The sequence below is a fragment of the Trebonia kvetii genome, assembly GCF_007827045.1.
Classification (GTDB): domain Bacteria; phylum Actinomycetota; class Actinomycetes; order Streptosporangiales; family Streptosporangiaceae; genus Trebonia; species Trebonia kvetii.
In genome coordinates this window covers 192,143-208,404 of the sequence record NZ_RPFW01000004.1, presented here as the reverse complement: position 1 = coordinate 208,404, position 16,262 = coordinate 192,143, and the positions used below count along the sequence as shown (strand labels likewise).

The window sequence follows — 16,262 nt, the reverse complement described above, 5'->3', positions numbered from 1 at the left end:
TACCCGCCAGGCGGTGCGGCGGCGGGATTCAACAGCGCGTCTCCCATGGCAGCATGGAGGGGTGACGCAAGCTGAACTGGTGGCGGAGGCGGGGGGCCTGGGGAGTAAGGCGCAACCGTTCGGTGTGCTCGCCCGGCTGCTTCGCGAGGGCAACGTCGCCGTGATGAGCGGCGCGGGACTGTCGACGGAGTCCGGGATTCCCGACTACCGGGGGCCGAGCGGCCAGGCGCGGCGGACAGGGCAGCCGATGACCTATCAGGAGTTCACCGGCTCCGCTTCGGCGCGGCAGCGGTACTGGGCGCGCTCGCACCTGGGCTGGCGGCACGTGACGGGCGCGGCGCCGAACGCCGGGCACCGCGCGGTGGCGGCGCTCGAGCGCGCGGGCCTCGTCGCCGGGATCATCACGCAGAACGTGGACGGGTTGCACCAGGCGGCAGGTGCTGAGACCGTCACGGAGCTGCACGGCTCGCTGCACCGCGTGGTGTGCCTGTCGTGCTGGGAGCGGACGTCGCGCGAAGCGCTTGACGACCGGCTGCGGGCGGCCAACCCGGCATGGACGGCGGCCGAGATGCGCGCCGAGCCCGCTGTCAATCCCGATGGCGATGTCGCGTTCGAGGAAACCGCCGGGTTCACCGTGGCTGACTGCCAGTCCTGCGGCGGGGTGCTCAAGCCCGACGTGGTCTTCTTCGGTGAGAACGTGCCGCGGGCGCGGGTCGACGCGTGCTTCTCGCTGGTGTCGGCGTCATCGGCGCTCGTCGTGCTCGGCTCGTCATTGACGGTCATGTCGGGGTTCCGGTACGTGCGCCACGCCGCTGCGCTCGCGATCCCGGTGGTAATCGTGAACCAGGGCGCGACCCGCGGGGACGCGCTGGCGACCGCGACCATTGACGCGCCGCTCGGCGCCGCGCTGACGGAGCTGGCGCGAGAGCTGGCGTTAGCGGGCGGAGCCGATGCCAGCGTTTGAGGCGGCGTCGGCGGCGATGTCGGCCTGGGCGCGGACGATGGTGGTGAGCAGTTCGCGGACGAACAGGCGAGCGCGATCCTGCGTGTAGCGGACGGACGGGGCGGAGACTGACAGGGCTGCCACCGGCTCGCCCGCCTGGTCCCTGACGCACACGCCGACGGCGCAGACGCCGGACTCCGACTCTTCGATGTTCTCCGCGTAGCCGCGGTCGCGGACCAGGCGGAGCTCGCCGACGAGGGCGCGGCGCTCGGCGGCGGTCATCCCCTCGGGCGGCCGGCCTCCTCCGCCGCCGAGCAGTGCGGTGAGCTGGGCGGCTGGCAACTCGGCGAGCAGCGCCTTGCCGCCGGAGGTCTTCCACGCGGGCAGCACCGTGCCCTGACGGTCGCCGACCCGCAGGATCTGGGCGGACTCCACGGTGTGCAGTGGTAGGAGCGGTCCTCCGCCTGGATGGCGAAGTCGCGGTAGACGAGCATGGCGAGCAGCCGGTGCGCCGTCGACCGTGCGATGCCGAGCTCTCCCGCCACATCCGAGACACGCGCCCGGCCGGAATCGCGCAGCAGTTGCAGAATGCGCAACGCATTGTCAACCGACTCGATCGCGTATGGCGGCTTGTTCTTCACAACAGAATTTTAGGCGAATACACTGTGAATTCATCCGACACATTGCTGTGACCGGCGGAGCCGTTCCCAGTTGCGACGATGGGGGTGAACGCGGTGGAGATCATCGTCATCGGAGGCGGAATCGGCGGGCTCACCGCCGCGCTCGCGCTCGCTCAGGGCGGCCACCGGGTTCAGGTGCTCGAGCGTGCCGCCCGGTTCGCACAGCCGGGTCCCGCGCTGCGCCTCGCACCGAACGCGACCGCCGTGCTGTCCCTGCTCGGGCTCCTCGATCACGTGCTCGACCTCGGCTCGCGGCCCCGCCGCGCACTCCTGCGCGAGCTGGGCAGCGGCGCCGAACTCGCCGAGCTTGACCTGGGCGCCCCATTAACTGCTCGCTACGGGACGCCGTACGTGGTGATCGGCCGCGCCGACCTGCTGTCGGTGCTCGCGGACGGCTGCACCGACGCGGACGTCGAACTGCGGCCGGGGCGTGCGGCCATCGCGGTGGACCAGTCCCGCCAGGCCTCGTCCGTGATGGGCGGCGCGGTCGTCTCCTGCGCCGGCGGGCGGGTTTACGCGGGCGATGTGGTCCTCGCGGCGGACGGCGCGCGCTCGGTGGCGCGCGGTCTTGTCGGCCGCGGCGCGCCGTCCGGCGAGGGCTGGGCCGCTTACCGGGGCGCGGTGTCCGCTGACGCGCTCGCCCCGGATGAGGCGCGCGACGAGGTCGTCGCCTGGATGGGGCCAGACGCGCACTTCACCAGGTACCCAATCCGGATCGGCGAGGCTTACGAGCAGGTCGCCGTCTTTCGCAGCCATCAGTATCCCCTGGTCCAACCCTCCCCCCTCGGTCCCCTGGCCGGCGCCGCTTCCCCGGGCGGCACCGGCCAGGGGCGGGCGGACACCGGGAGCGGTCAGGAGTGGGGCGGGCCTGACGAACTCGCGGAGGCGTTCTCCTTGGCCGCGGCGCCGGTGCGCGCCGCGGTGCGCTCGCTGCGCCGCAAGCGCTGCCTGCGGATGATCGACAGGGCGCCGCTCGCTTCGTGGACGAACGGGCGGATCGCGCTGCTCGGTGACGCGGTGCACCCCATGCCCGGCTACCTCGCCCAGGGTGCCTGCCAGGCGATCGAGGACGCCGCCGCGCTCGCCGACGTGCTGCGCGACTGCCCTGGACCGCGCGGGGTGCAGGACGCGCTCGCCGGGTACCAGGCGCGGCGGGCCGCGCGGGCGATCAGGGTAGCGCGGGCGCGGCAGGTCTGGGAGTCCGCACCGCAGGCGAGGCGGGCGCCCGACGACTACGCGGCCAGCGACTGGCTGTACGCGCCGCAGCAGGGGCGATTAGCTAGCGGCTTCGGCGTGCGAAGCGCGGCTTTTGGTTGCCATGCCCGGAGGGTCATAGTTGGGAGGGGGCGAGGCACGCAACCGTTCGGGATGATCATTCTTTTGACATGAGTGCCTGCGGGCGGATCCGGTACAGCACGTTCCTGCGTAGCAGGCCGTCCGGCTCGGTGGGGTCGTCGAAGTCATCGGCGGGGTCGCGGGTCATGCCGATGCGGCGCATGACCGCCTGGGAGCGAAGGTTGCCGACGGTCGTCACCGCCAGGATTTCGGGTAGCGCGAGGGCCTGGAAACCGAAGGCGAGGCCGGCCAGGGCGGCCTCCGTGGCGTAACCGTTTCCCCACGCCGAGCGGGCCAGCCGCCAGCCGATCTCAATCCCGGTAAAAGGCAGGCCCTCGTCCACCTGGTCCAGGCCGGTGAAGCCGATGAACTCGCCGGTGCCGCGCACTTCGACGGCCCAGAACCCAAAGCCCCGTTCGTCGAGCTGGGCCTGGAAATGTGCTGCCGAGGCCGCGCTCTGCTCACGAGTCAGCACGTCCCCCAGGTATTGCCTGACCTCGGGATCGGCGTTCATCTCCGCCCACGGCTTGATGTCGGATTCACGCCACGAGCGGAGGGTGAGGCGGTCCGTGCGCAGGTCGGGCATCACGGCAGGCTAACGCGAATTCATCCCTTGAGGAAATCGCGGAGGGCCGCGGTGGTTTCAAGCGGGGCTTCTTCCGCGAGGTAGTGGCCGCAGGGCAGGGAATGGCCGCGCACGTCGTTGGCGTATTCGCGCCAGATTTCCGTGACGTCGCCGTAGTGGCGGCCGACGAAGCCGTGCTCGCCCCACAGGGCGAGCAGTGGTGCGGTGACCCGCTGGCCGCGGGCGGCGGCCGCGTCGTCGTCGTCGAGGTCGGCGCCGACGGCGGCGCGGTAGTCCTCGCACGAGGCGTGGATGGCAGCCGGCTCCCTGAAGCAGCGCACGTACTCGCTGACCGCCTGGGCGTCGAAGGGTAGGCCGCCGCGGCGCAGCGAGCTCATCCGGCCGCGCACCCAGCCGACCGGGTCGGCACCGATCAGGTGCTCGGGGAGCGGTTCGGGCTGGGCGAGGAAGAACCAGTGCCAGTACGCCTGGCCGAAGTCTTTGTCGGCGGTGCGCAGCGCGTGCCTGGTGGGGACGATGTCGAGGACCGCGATCCTGGTCACGCACTGCGGGTAGTCCAGGGCCATCCGGTGCGCGACGCGCGCGCCCCTGTCGTGCCCGGCCACGGCGAACCGCTCAAAGCCGAGCGCGCGCATCGCCAGGACCTGGTCATACGCCATGGTGCGCTTGGCGTAACCGTCGTGAGTCGGGCCGCCGGACGGCTTGCCGCTGTCGCCGTAGCCGCGCAGGTCGGTGAGCACGACCATGTGGTCCCTGGCCAGGTCGGGGGCCACGTGATGCCACATGACGTGGGTCTGCGGGTAGCCGTGCAGCAGGAGGACCGGTGTGCCCCGTTCGTTGCCGCCCGCCAGGGCGTTAATCCTGACTCCGCCTGGGGTCAGAGTTACTCTCTTGAACAGGTCAGGCAGGGGGACCGTCATGGGAAGCTACATCCCCCCTTACAGACTGGGATAATCGTGTCCCAACCCCTGCCAACCGGACAGCGTCGTCATAGTGTGTGGCGGAGCACCGATGAGGGGTGGTTGGCGATGACGGGTTCCGGTTCACTGCTGCTTCGGGGGGCAGGCATGGTGACCGCTGTTGCCGCAGTGGCGGCCGCCGTGGGCTGCACGGCGTCAACGGGATCGTCTCCGACTCCCGCGACGACCGCCGGGTCCACGGCGTCGTCCGCCGCGCCTTCTTCGCCGGCGACGGCTGCGGCGTCGCAGACGCCGCACGCGGTCGCGTCGCCGTCGGCGCCTTCGTCGGCGACGTCGCCGGGCGGCGCGTCGGCTAGCGATACTGGCGGTGGTGGTGGGGCAGGCACCGGCTCTGGCACTCCTGGCTGCGCTACGCGAGACCTGTCGATCAAGGCCGGGGCCTCCCAGGGCGCCGCAGGGTCGCTGTATCAGGTCCTCGAGTTCACGAACATCTCCAACGCGGAGTGCACGCTGTTCGGCTACCCGGGGGTCGCGCTCGCCGGGGGGACGCCGGTGACGCAGGTGGGCGCGGCGGCGACGCGCTCGACCGCGGCCGCGGCCACCCTGGTGACGCTGCAACCGGGGCAGACGGCTAGCACGCTGCTTCGGATCACCCAGGCGTTGAACTACCCGAAGTCAAAGTGCTCGCCCACGCCGACGACCTACCTGCAGATCTATCCGCCGAACCAGACGACGCCGGTGTACGTGGCGTACTCCTCGACCGGGTGCAAGTCGACATCGGTGAACCTGCTGTCGATCGGCGTGATGAAGTCGGGCACTTCCGGCTGACCTGGCACTGGCGCTGGCCTTCTGGCTGGTTACGTCGCAGGGAGGGCGGCGGTGAGGGCGCGGGCCCAGTCGCGGTAGCCGTCCTGGCTGGGGTGGAAGTTGTCGACGGAGAACTTGCCGACCCACGGGGCGGTGAAGTGCTTGCTGACCTCGGCGACGCGGAGGCTGCGCTCGGTCGCGACCTCGCGGATGACACGGTTGACGCGGCTGATGTACGGCACGCTCATGTGACCGACGATCCACCAGAAGCCGGACAGCAGTGGCAGGTCGAGCATGACGGTGTTGTCCGGGACCTCCGCGAGCAGCGTGCGCAGGTCGCCGAACAGCTTGCCCGGGCTGAAGAGGATGTCGTTCACACCCGCACCGCAGGTGACGAGGTCCGGCTTGAAGTCATAGGCCTGGAGTTGCGGCAGCTGGTCGGCGAGCACGTCGCGGATAAGCGCACCGGAGACGGACAGGTTCAGCACCCGCCAGTGCTGGCCGGTGGTGTGGCGCAGTTGGCGGAGCGTCTGGCCGACGTAGCCGGCGTTCGGGTCCGGCGCGCCGAGACCCTGCGCGGTGGAGTCGCCGAGGGCGACCCACAGCGGCTCGGGCTGGTCACCCCTGCTGAGCGCGCGTTCGCGATCGCGGAGCACGCGATCGTTGTGCGCCGCCCAGGAGGCGGCGAACTCGACGCGCTGCACGCGCAGCGCCTCCACGCCATCGGTCCAGCGGCCGAGCTTGCCGTGCTTGATGCCTGTCGCGTGCCCGTAGGGGCTGTGGGTGACGACCGACGCCGCGGTCGCGAAGATCTCGACAGGCGACTTCCGCGTCGCACCGCCCGATCCGGTCAGGGCGTTCATCGCGTTGACCCAGCCGGGACGAGACACCGGAGATGAAGGTGCCATCGAACTCGCTCCCCCTGCGCCCGCGTGCGACATGGACGCACGGTTAACGGTAACGAACGAGTATATCGACACATAGCGAACAACGGGTGTCCCTGGGTGGCTGAACGTTGACCGTCAGCTCCTTCAATTTCTCAGCGCCTGGCCGCGGCCAAGATCTCGGCGAGCCGGCGCCGCGGCAGGGCGGGCGTGCGATGGCCGTCGCGGCCGGTCATGTCCTCGTTGGCGATGAGCGCGTTGGCCACGGCCTCTTCCGTGGCCTGAACGACGGCCTCGTAGAACGGGTCGAGGTTGCCCCACGGAATGAAGGTGAGCTGGTTATACCCGCCCGGCCGCAGTCGAGCAAGGTCGCTGTCGGTAAACGCGCCCGGATTGGCGGTGGATATCGCGAGGAAGATGTCGCCGGAAAAGTGCGAACTGCTAGTCCCGGTCCTGGCCAGGCCGAGGGAAACCCGGCGGGCGAGAGCCTTGCACTGGTGCGGAAACAGCGGCGCGTCCGTGGCGACGACCGCGATCACCGAGCCGCCCCCCGGCGGCGGGCTCGCTCTTGTTTCGCTCATCGGATTGTCACCCTTGAGCTCTTCGCCGAGGTAAACGCCGGTGAGCGTGAGCTCGTCGCGGCGGCCGAAGTTGGCCTGCAGGAAGACGCCCACGGTATAGATGGTGTCCGCGTAGCCGACCCGGCGGGACGCGGTGCCGTTGCCTCCCTTGAACTGGTAGCAGTTCATGCCGGTGCCGCCGCCGACGCTGCCCTCGTCGGGCTGATCGCTGGTCGCGCCTCGCAAGGCCTGGATGACGTGTTCCTCGTTGACATGATGGCCGTTGATGTCGTTGAGGTAGCCGTCCCACGTCTCTCCCGCCATCGGGAGCAGCCAGACGTCGGTAAGTTCCGGATGGTCCTGATTCATCCAGGCGACGACGCCGGCGTGCGCGATGCCGACCGCGTGCGTATTCGTTATCGTTACCGGCCCCTGGCAGGTGCCCGACTCTTCGATCCAGGAGACGCCGGTGAGCTCGCCGTTGCCGTTCAGGCTGAAGTAGCCGGCCGCCACCGGGTCGCCCGGGTTGGCCTTGCCGCGCGGGTGGATGGCGGTGACCCCGGTCCTGACGTTCTCGCCCTCGATGAGGGTCTGGTAGCCGACCTCGACGCCAGGCACGTCGGTGATCGCGTTGTGCGGTCCGGGGATGCCACGGTGCTTCAGGCCGACGGAACGGGCGCGCGGCTTGCCCGTCGGAGTGTTCAGGTGCGGGTCGCGGCCGGCTGCTTCGGGTCCCTGGTTGCTCACTCGTCTCAGGGTAGGCCCCTTGCTTGGTGACGATCGAGTACGACACATGCCCAGGGACCCTGTATGCTAACGACGTTCCACCTCGCGGGGCGGTCCTCAACGGGACGTCTTGTGAGCGTGCGGGGCTATGGCGCAGCTGGTAGCGCGTCTGCATGGCATGCAGAAGGTCAGGGGTTCGAATCCCCTTAGCTCCACCAGGTCAGAGGCCTGCTGGTACCCGATCATGACCATCCGGGAGCAAGCGACTGTTTACCCTTGATGCATGGGTGGTCACGGCTCCGGTGCCCGGCGTCGCGGGCGCAACGAAGGATCCATTTACAAGGACGAGGCCTAGGGCCGCTGGTACGGCGCGGTTTCCCTCGGATACGGCCCCGATGGGAAGACGTGGCGGCGGCACAAGGTCTCCGGCCGCACGCGGGCCGAGGTCGTCGAGAAGCTCAAGCAACTCCAGGCCGAACGGGACTCCGGCGTGCAACCCGAGCGCGCCTACACGGTCCGGCGGGCCGCGGACGACTGGCTTACCGAGGGCCTTGACGGCCGATCAGCGAAGACCGTCGGGCTCAACCGTGGCGTCCTGAAGCTGGTCACTGCCATCATCGGGGACGTCGAACTGCGGAAGCTGACAGCGCACGACGTACGCCGCGCCCTGGCGTATCTCGGGCAGGATTATTCCAGCCGCACAGTGACGCTCGCACACAATGCATTGACCCGGGCCATCCGCCATGCCGAGGCTAACCGTCACGTTATGCATAACGCCGCGGCTTTGGTGGACACCCCGAAAGGTCAGTCGGGAAGGCCGAGCAAGGCCCTGACTGCGGACCAGGCAGCCGCCGTCCTGCGGGCAGCCCGGACATCCAGACTGGGCGCCTATGTCGTCCTGTGCTTGCTGACCGGCGTCCGGACTGAGGAGGCCAGAGCGCTTCGCTGGGATCACGTCGACCTGGACGCGGGAAGCATCGCGGTGTGGCGGTCGGTGCGCCTCGGCGGCGACACGAAGACTGCCAAGTCTCGCCGGACGCTTGGACTGCCTCAGGCGGTCGTCGAGGCACTGCGCGAGCACCGCATTCGGCAAGACGAGGACAGGCTGGCCGCCGGTGAACTCTGGAGGGAGGAAGGTCTTGTCTTCGCCACCGCGCTCGGCACGCCTTTGGACGCGGCGAATGTCAGGCGGTCCTTCAAGTCCATCTGCGCGGCTGCAGGCCTTGAAGATGGCTGGGCGCCCCGCGAGCTGCGCACAAGCTTCGTCAGCCTCCTGTCGGCCTCGGGCGTGCCGGTGGAGGAGATCGCACGACTGGTTGGTCACTCGAGTTCACGGACAACAGAAGTCGTATACCGGAGGGAGCTCCGGCCGGTGCTGGTCAAGGGCGCCGAGGTAATGGATCAACTATTTGGCTAGTCCTCAAACTTTTCGGTCGGGACTGCGTCTGATCATAAGGTTGTGAGCGCCGACCTTCCGCTTTTCAGTGAACAAAACAACCGTGTGCTGACCAGGCAGGATGCTCAACGACTGGCTGACTTGGGCGCCTATCGGGCGCCATCGAGGTTGCCGTCATGAGACCAGATGGCGTGCCGCTCCGCGGTCAAACCACGCATGGGCGTTGCTGGGAGTGTTCCTTCGCGGACTGCGCACCAGCCTGAGCGATCAGAATGAGCCACGCCGGGCAGACTGAGTTATGCACTTGTAGCGTCCGGGAGCTTCACTCCCGAGCGCGCCTCCTGCGAAGTGGGAGAGGGGAGTTCAAGTCCCCCCTCGGACACAAATCCATGGCTCTGACCTGCGATTATCCATCTCCATGGTCAGATGGTCACGCATATGTGCAGGTCACAGGCGCGCGAGTTCGTGTTCCTCTCGGACACGAACCATTCGGGCATGATGCGATACCGCAAGCTTTGTCACTGATCGGCCCAGGCGCGCCGATCGCCGAATCGAAGCAAGCTGATGTGAAGCGCCAACGACCTCAGGACGGCCCGGGCTAGTGCGCTTTCGGTCGGGGTGCGTCAGACACAGCCGTGGCAAGATTGCGCCATGCTCGCCGGCCGGCCCTTCCCCGTGTGCGCTGGTGGGCCATTGCCATGACCGGAATCGAAGCTTCGACCTCTCCCCCTCCCTTGCCGCGCTGGTTCGGACCCAGAGCCAGCCCAGATGACCCGGCCATCTCGGCCTTGATCGCCCGCGTCGCGCGAGGGGCCGGATGGGCAGACATCGGCGGTGAGTTCAACCTCAACGTGCGGATAGACGCTGAGCCGCCGCTTGTCCTCCGGGTTCACAGGCCCTGGGTCCGCCGCGGACGGGTAGCGGGACTGCGGCGCCTGCGGGAGCGGCTCGGGCGGACGCAAGTCCGCGTCGCCCGGCCGATTCGGATTTCCGGCGGCGACCTGCTGAGGGTCGCTGATCGTTGGGCTGAGCTTGAGGAGTTCATCGATCACGTCCAGCCACCGGCCGGCAAGGACTCCTCCCTCCGCCTGTTCGAGGAGCTCGGACGTGTTCACACTGCGCTCAAAGCAGTCTGGGAGCCCAGTCCGCCCGAACCCCTCGACGACCACAGAACACTCGGGCAACTGCGTTACTCGGTCGGCTTCACACGCCGCAGGCTCGGACCCGGCAGCGAGCCGGTCGTGCGTCGGATGCGCCAGCTGACTGGCGAGCTCTCCAAGCTCGGGAAGGAGGTCGAACTGCCATGCGTTCCGATTCACGGGGACTACAAACTGGGCAACGCGGGAGAACTGCCAGACGGCTCATGGGCCACCTTCGACCTGGATTTCGCGAGGGTCAGGGAGCGGCTGTACGACATCGCGGGCAGCCTGAACCACGTCGCGCAGAGCGGCGGACTGCTCGAGCCGCGACGACTGCTCGACGCCTACGAAGGCACGGCTCCGGAACCGCTGACTCGCGACGAGCACCGTTGGCTCCCCGGGGCTCTGGCCCTTATCCCCTTGCACTGGGCTGCCACCGCAGGACTCGTGGGGGACGGCATCCGCGAGGCCGAGAGCGCAATGACCGCTGCTGAGGCCTGGTGGTCGCGCCGGGGCGAACTGTCGTCGTATTCAGGCGGCCGCGCTCGGACGGACTGATCGATAATTGCTGGTCGACAGCGCCATAGGCCCGTTGTTCGGGGCTGCCACCTGGTCTGGACGGCCGGCCGGAATGATCGCGATCGGCGGCTACGTGCGCGCTGCAGTCGTCGCTGGATTGATCCTGAGCTGGCCTTTCCTACGCGTTGGCAAGCGCTGCCAGGTATTCGCGGACCCGCTGCGCACGTGCCTGCCCGACGTGCAACCGGGCGCGGATCGCCCGCACCGAGGGCACTCACCCGGCCGCCACCTCACCCGCGAACTCCTCAGCAGCCTGCGCGCGATACCCAGGCCCAGCAGGCACCGTGCCAGTGGCGGAACCGGGACCTTGCGCCGCGCCGAGTCGAGCATCACCATCGAGCTCGCGCTGATCAGCCCGTCCACCGTCAGCGGAAGCAGCCGACCTGTCAACCCCGCCTCGCCATGGGCCCGGACTAGGGCATAAGCGTGCTCGTAGGATGCCACCGCAGCGACCGCCGCGACTCCGACCACCGCCCCCGCGGTCGTCCACCGAATGACCCGATCAGCAGTTGTCACCGGACACCACCGACCGCAAAAGTCCTGGTCAGCGCGATATCGCTAGCATGCCCGATTGGTAGGCCTTGGGCCTCGGACACATCGCTAAATTCGCCTGAACTGCAAATATGTCTATGGGCTTGGCTGCGGGCAGCGCTCAGGCGGTACATCTCCGCGGCGGCGTCGATACGGAGGTCAAGCACCGAACTTGTCGGCGAAGGCCTCCGTCATCGCCGGCCAGACGTGCGGGTCATGGCCGGGGATGAGCGGATACCCCTTGTCGCGCGCCAGCTTCTTCAACCGCCGGATCGGCTCCACGGTCTCCCGCGGGTCGATGCCGACGACACCACCGATCGGAAGCTCCTGTTCGATGTTCTCGGTGAGGTCGGCCGCGTCGAAGGCGAAGACGAATCCCCCGCCGCCGACGGAGGAGTCAAGCTCAACCAGGAACGACTGGTGCCCAGGCGTGTGCCCGTAGGTCGGGATCACCGTGACGCCCGGCGCGATTTGGCCCTCACCGTCAGTGAGCTGCCACTCGATGCGCGGGTCGTCGTAGTCGACCTTGTTCAGCGCGTACCTCTCCATGTCGTACCCCGGCGCCATGCCGAAGTCGAACTCGCGCTGCTGCATGTGCACCGGCACCCGCCCGGCGAACAGCTTCAGGCCGCCGGCGTGGTCGTGGTGCAGGTGCGACAGTGCGACGCCGTGGATGTCGTCGATGTCGACGCCAACCGCGGCCAGCCCTTCCTCGATCGGCTCACCCGGTCCGGGCAGGACGGGCCGGTAGTCGACCGCCGGGAAGTACCGCTTGTACAGCCAGGGGTCCCGGACGAGCGCCGTGTTGAAGCCGGTGTCCAGCAGCAGCCAGCCGCCGTCGGTCTCCAGCAGCACGCCGGGGACGGGCTCGCGCATCCGCTGCTCGGGAGGAGCGCCGAAGACCGAGATCGACTTCGGCAGCTCCTCCCAGCCGAGCGTCAGCAGGATGATCTTCTTGACGCCCCCGCTCACTGCTCACTCCGGCTCACTGCTCACTCCACGGGTTTCGCTCGGTGCACATCGGCTAGGCCGACAGGTAGTTGATCAGTAGGTCGTTCGGGTCCGAGACGACGTGCGCCTGTGCGACCCCCTTGAGCCAGGGCTGGGCGACCATGAAGTCCTTGATGAACACGCCGTTGAGCCAGCAGCCCGTCTTCAGCGCGTCCTCGGCGGCCGCGGAGAATTCGGCGTCCGAACCCGTCGTTTTGGCCTCGGCGATGGCGGCGCTGGTGGCCGGGTCGGAGCAGTCGAAGTAGTTCAGGCCGGCGCCCTTGTCGAAGCTGATGTGCGCCCAGGTGTACGGCGACGGCGCGTCCGGCCAGCCCGGCGTGGCCAGGATGTCCGGTGCCCCCTTCGGGTTGCCGACCCAGCCGAAGATCTCCGACGTCGGGTAGGACTGCACCTTGGCATCCAGGCCGTCCGCGGCCAGTTCGGTCTGCATCAGGCTCGCGACGATCTGGCTGTCGGGCTGGCTCGAGTCGTAGCCGATCGTGATTGACTTCGTCGGCAGGCTGCCGACCATGCCCTTCAGGACGGACGGGTCGTAGTTGATGTCCTGCTTGGCGTCGTTGACCGACATCATGTTGGCCGGGTAGACCTGCGTGGCGACCGTGCCCCGGCCGTAGTAGGCCTCCTCGACGATCGACTTCAGGTCGATCGCCTGCTGCACCGCCAACCGCGTCGCCCGGTCCTTGAGGATCTCGTTGTTCGGGTTCAGGTAAATGTACTCGGACATCATCGTCGGCAGCGTGAAGCTCTGGATCTTATCGTTGGCCAGGTACGTCTTCACCGCCGAGGACGGGATGTCGTGCAGGATGGCGGCGAGGTCGCCGTTGTTGAACTGCAGCTGCTGGGCGGACGAGTCGGTGATCACCGGGATGTCGACGTTCGTGAAGTACGGCTTCTGGCCCCAGTAGTCGGGGTTGGCCTTCAGCGCGTAGTGCGACCCGACCTTGGCGTCGGTGAGCTCATACGGACCGGTGCCCAGGTCGTGCCCGGTGAGGTACTTCTGGTCGTGATCGGTGCCCGCGTACTTGGCCAGGCCCGTCGGGCTCTCCATCTTGGGGCCGTACGCGCACGCCAGGTACGCGAGGAACGCGGCGTCCGGGTGGTTGAGGGTGATGGTGACGTTGTAGGCGCCCTGGGTGGTGACGGACTTGACGTCCGCGACCATGTAGGCCGGGCCCTGGTTGACCGCCAGGCGCCGGTCGAAGGACGGCTTGACCGCAGCGGAGGTGAACGGCGTCCCGTCGTGGAATTTCACCCCCCGCCGCAGGGTGAAGGTGAACACCGTGTGGTTGGCGTTCTCGCTCCACTTGGTCGCCAGGGCCGGCTCGAGCGTCGGCGTGGCCGTGCCCGGCTTGTACATGAGCAGGCCGTCGTAGAGGTTGGTGGTGAGCAGCAGGCCCTGCCCGGCGTAGAAGATGTCCGGGTCCGGCGGCTGGCCCGGGTCCTGTAGGAACGACAAGTGCAACGTCTTCTCCGCAGGGGCCGGGGCACTGCCGCCGCCTCCGCCGCCGGACGAGCCGCCGCAGGCGCTCAGCACGAGCGCCGCGGCGCCTGCCGCGGCGAGCGCAACGAGCTTGGACCTTCGGGACATCAGACCTCCGCCAGGTTGTAGTCGATTCGGGTGTCAGTGCTAGGGGTGGCGGCGAGCTCCGCGAAGGCGGCCAGGATGTCGTTGGTGCTGCGGACTGCGCCAGCCTGCAGGTACTCCATGGCATCGAGGGACGCGGCGTGGCGCGCGATGGTAGATCCGCCGACGCAGTCGCCGACGACCCGGACGTAGAAGTCGCGCTGGTGTGCGTCGGCGAATGTGTAGTGGACGCAGACGTCCGTGAGGCCGCCGATGAGGATCAGGGTGTCCGCCTTCAGCGCGCGCAGGACGATCTCGAACTCGGTGCCAATAAAGCCTGAGTAGCGGCGCTTGACCATGTGGAACTCGATGTCGCTTGCCGGGTCTGGGCGCAGCGAGTCGACCAGTTCGGTCGCCCGCTGCCCGTCGACGCAGTGGACGCCCTCATTGCCGTCCAGTTCGCGGCCGAAGTCGATGCCGCTCGGGCGGTGCACCTCCTGGAAGAACACGACCGGCATCGCCGCCGCCCGGGCGGCAGCCAGGATCTGCTCGGCACGGGCGATGCGCTCGCGTCCGCCGGGCATGATGTCGATGCCGACCTCGTCGCGGGACAGTTCCTCGCCGTCGCCCTTCTGGTAGTCGACCAGGACCAGCACGGCGTTACCGACGATTATCGGTTGCTCGGGCACGATCTTCCCCTTTCCGATACGGGACGTCAGAGCTTGATACGGGGGTCGGCCACGGCCTGCAGGATGTCGACGACCGTGTTGATCACGACGTAGGCGACGCCAAGGACGAGGGTGACGCCGCCAATGGCCGGGAAGTCACCGACCGGGACGGACTGGGCCACGTACTGCCCGATCCCCGGCCAGCTGAACACCAGTTCAACAAGGAGGACTCCCGCGAACATCAGGCCGACCTGCAGACCGGTCATGGACAGCGCCGCACCGACCGCGTTGCGGGCGATGTGCTTGCGCAGGATCTTCGGCTCCGTCAGGCCTTTCGCGCGGGCCGTCCGGGCGTAGTCGCTGTTGAGTTCCCCCTCCAGCGACGAGCGCAGCACGCGGCCGATCGACACCGCCGGGCCGAGCGCGATGCAGGTGGCCGGCATCAGCAGGTGCAGGACCGCGTTCCACCACACCCCGAACTGACCCTGCAGCAGCGCGTCCAGTGTGTATAGGTGGGTGGGGCCGCTCGGCGGCGTGTAGCTCGAGTCGAGGCGCCCGGACGCGGGCAGCCAGTGCAGGTCCTTGTAGAAGACCAGGATGCCGGCGATGCCGAGCAGGAAAACCGGGGCGGACGAGCCGACCATGAGCACCAGCCGGTACAGGCCCGCGCCCGGCCAGCGCAGCACCGAGCCGACGGCGAACAGGAGCGCGAGCACGAGCGCGATCACGAGGCCGGTAATGGCCAGTTCCAGGGTGGCCGGCAGGTACTGGCCCAGGTCGCTGGCGACGGTATGCCGGGTGCGGTATGACGTCCCGAGGTTGCCCTGGACGAGGTGGCCGAGGTACGTACCCAGCTGGGAGAAGACCGGCTTGTCAAGGCCGAGGGTGTGCCGCATCGCGCCGACCTGCGAGTCGCTCGCCTGGCCGCCCAGCATCGCGTGCACGGGGTCTACCGGGCTGATGTGCTGCAAGTAGAAAATGACGGCCGCGAGCATGACGACGATCACGACCATCGCGCCGACGCGCTTGGCAAGGAGAGTTGCCATGGGCATTAATCCCGGTCCAGCAGGTGACGGACGCCGTCGCCCGCGGTGTTGGCGATGAGGGCTAGCACGACGACGGCGATGCCCGGCATGACCGGCACCCACCACTGCTGCAGCAGGTACTGCAGGCCGTTCGCGCTGTCTGCGCCGAGCTCGGGCGCCGGCTGGGTCTGGCCCAGGCCGAGGAACGAGAGCCCGGCCAGGGTGAGGATGAGGTTCCCGACGTCCAGGCTGGCAGTGACGATGATGGCCGGGATCGCGCCGGGCAGCAGGTGCCTGAGGGCGACGCGAACCCGTCCGGCGCCGGCCAGACGGGCGGCCTCGACGTGGTGCCGGGCGGCGAGCTTGGTGATCTCACCGCGGACGATGCGGGCGTAGAACGGCCACCAGACGATCGAGACGGCGATCAGGGTATGCACGAACCCGTGCCCTACCGCGGCGACGACGGCGATCGCGAGCACCGGTGCGGGCAGGGCGAGGAAGAAGTCGGTGATGCGCATCAGCAGGTTGTCCACCCAGCCGCTGGTGGCGCCGGCGACCAGGCCGATCACGCCACCGACGGCCACGCCGATGGCGATGACGACCAGGGCGGCGAACCAACTGGCCTGGATGCCGAAGAGCAGCCTGCTGAAGATGTCGCGCCCGATCGCGTCCGAGCCGAGCAGGTACCCGTTCGCGCCCGGCTCGGACAGCGGGATCCCGACCGGCATCGTCGGGTCGTGCGGGGCGATGATATGCCCAAGCGCCGCCACGATCGTGACGACCCCGAATAGGCTAGCCGCGCCGACCGACAGGGCACGGGTGCGTATGCGGCTTGGGGCCAGCACCCCGCGTCCGCGGGCGACGAAGCCGCGGCCCTGCGCCACCGCGACGGGTTCGGCCACTGCCAT

16 protein-coding genes, 1 tRNA gene and 1 pseudogene are annotated in these 16,262 nt (G+C 68.6%); 6 read left to right on the top strand and 12 right to left on the bottom strand.

Going from position 1 to position 16,262, the window contains the following annotated elements; all coding sequences use genetic code 11:
* The first annotated feature begins 61 nt into the window (after positions 1–61).
* Positions 62–964, top strand: coding sequence for an NAD-dependent protein deacetylase (locus tag EAS64_RS20965; protein WP_246115795.1), 903 nt, complete (start codon positions 62–64; stop codon positions 962–964).
* Here the strand turns inward: EAS64_RS20965 and EAS64_RS44895 are convergent.
* Positions 935–1,378, bottom strand: coding sequence for an IclR family transcriptional regulator domain-containing protein (locus tag EAS64_RS44895; RefSeq protein WP_246115794.1), 444 nt, complete (start codon positions 1,376–1,378; stop codon positions 935–937). The two genes, EAS64_RS20965 and EAS64_RS44895, sit on opposite strands and share 30 nt — an antisense overlap.
* Before the next feature lie 47 nt (positions 1,379–1,425).
* Positions 1,426–1,584: pseudogene (locus tag EAS64_RS47545) on the bottom strand (helix-turn-helix domain-containing protein); the annotation flags it as partial.
* 78 nt (positions 1,585–1,662) lie between these two features.
* Between EAS64_RS47545 and EAS64_RS20955 the strand changes: the two are divergent.
* Positions 1,663–3,012, top strand: a complete 1,350-nt coding sequence (locus EAS64_RS20955; protein WP_145855235.1) for an FAD-dependent oxidoreductase — start codon at positions 1,663–1,665, stop codon at positions 3,010–3,012.
* Here the strand turns inward: EAS64_RS20955 and EAS64_RS20950 are convergent.
* Together EAS64_RS20950 and EAS64_RS20945 are read right to left on the bottom strand one after the other, a co-directional pair.
* Complete coding sequence (locus tag EAS64_RS20950; protein WP_145855233.1) at positions 2,996–3,544, bottom strand: GNAT family N-acetyltransferase; 549 nt, start codon at positions 3,542–3,544, stop codon at positions 2,996–2,998. The two genes, EAS64_RS20955 and EAS64_RS20950, sit on opposite strands and share 17 nt — an antisense overlap.
* A 20-nt stretch (positions 3,545–3,564) precedes the next feature.
* A complete protein-coding gene (locus EAS64_RS20945) occupies positions 3,565–4,464 on the bottom strand; it encodes an alpha/beta fold hydrolase (protein WP_145855231.1) in 900 nt (299 codons plus the stop codon).
* A 147-nt stretch (positions 4,465–4,611) separates the two neighbouring features.
* On the opposite strand from EAS64_RS20945, the gene EAS64_RS20940 reads away from it, so the two are divergent.
* The gene (locus EAS64_RS20940) at positions 4,612–5,292 is read left to right on the top strand and encodes a DUF4232 domain-containing protein (RefSeq protein ID WP_222849483.1); all 681 of its coding nucleotides are present in this window, start codon (positions 4,612–4,614) and stop codon (positions 5,290–5,292) included.
* 29 nt (positions 5,293–5,321) lie between these two features.
* Here EAS64_RS20940 and EAS64_RS20935 read toward each other — a convergent pair whose 3' ends face one another.
* Together EAS64_RS20935 and EAS64_RS20930 are read right to left on the bottom strand one after the other, a co-directional pair.
* Positions 5,322–6,179, bottom strand: a complete 858-nt coding sequence (locus tag EAS64_RS20935; protein ID WP_187366072.1) for an SGNH/GDSL hydrolase family protein — start codon at positions 6,177–6,179, stop codon at positions 5,322–5,324.
* A gap of 131 nt (positions 6,180–6,310) precedes the next feature.
* A complete protein-coding gene (locus tag EAS64_RS20930) occupies positions 6,311–7,462 on the bottom strand; it encodes a DmpA family aminopeptidase (protein WP_222849482.1) in 1,152 nt (383 codons plus the stop codon).
* A 121-nt stretch (positions 7,463–7,583) separates the two neighbouring features.
* Here EAS64_RS20930 and EAS64_RS20925 point away from each other — a divergent pair.
* From EAS64_RS20925 to EAS64_RS20915, 3 genes are all read left to right on the top strand, one after another.
* A tRNA-Ala gene (locus EAS64_RS20925) sits at positions 7,584–7,659 on the top strand.
* Between the two features lie 272 nt (positions 7,660–7,931).
* Positions 7,932–8,858, top strand: a complete 927-nt coding sequence (locus tag EAS64_RS20920) for a site-specific integrase (protein ID WP_222849481.1) — start codon at positions 7,932–7,934, stop codon at positions 8,856–8,858.
* 677 nt (positions 8,859–9,535) lie between these two features.
* Positions 9,536–10,534: a phosphotransferase gene (locus EAS64_RS20915; RefSeq protein WP_145855224.1), complete on the top strand. Its 999-nt coding sequence runs from the start codon at positions 9,536–9,538 to the stop codon at positions 10,532–10,534.
* Between the two features lie 90 nt (positions 10,535–10,624).
* Here EAS64_RS20915 and EAS64_RS47540 read toward each other — a convergent pair whose 3' ends face one another.
* The 6 genes from EAS64_RS47540 to EAS64_RS20885 all read right to left on the bottom strand — a co-directional run bounded on the left by EAS64_RS47540 (position 10,625) and on the right by EAS64_RS20885 (position 16,262).
* A complete protein-coding gene (locus EAS64_RS47540) occupies positions 10,625–11,071 on the bottom strand; it encodes a DUF2637 domain-containing protein (protein WP_145855222.1) in 447 nt (148 codons plus the stop codon).
* Between the two features lie 174 nt (positions 11,072–11,245).
* On the bottom strand, positions 11,246–12,058 hold the full coding sequence (locus EAS64_RS20905; RefSeq protein ID WP_222849480.1) for an N-acyl homoserine lactonase family protein: 813 nt from the start codon (positions 12,056–12,058) through the stop codon (positions 11,246–11,248).
* 52 nt (positions 12,059–12,110) lie between these two features.
* The gene (locus EAS64_RS20900; protein ID WP_145855220.1) at positions 12,111–13,685 is read right to left on the bottom strand and encodes an ABC transporter substrate-binding protein; all 1,575 of its coding nucleotides are present in this window, start codon (positions 13,683–13,685) and stop codon (positions 12,111–12,113) included.
* A complete protein-coding gene (locus tag EAS64_RS20895) occupies positions 13,685–14,350 on the bottom strand; it encodes a cysteine hydrolase family protein (RefSeq protein WP_145855218.1) in 666 nt (221 codons plus the stop codon). Before EAS64_RS20895 ends, EAS64_RS20900 begins: the two co-directional genes overlap by 1 nt.
* Positions 14,351–14,376: 26 nt before the next feature.
* A complete protein-coding gene (locus EAS64_RS20890; protein ID WP_145855216.1) occupies positions 14,377–15,375 on the bottom strand; it encodes an ABC transporter permease in 999 nt (332 codons plus the stop codon).
* A 5-nt stretch (positions 15,376–15,380) separates the two neighbouring features.
* Positions 15,381–16,262, bottom strand: a complete 882-nt coding sequence (locus EAS64_RS20885) for an ABC transporter permease (protein ID WP_145855214.1) — start codon at positions 16,260–16,262, stop codon at positions 15,381–15,383.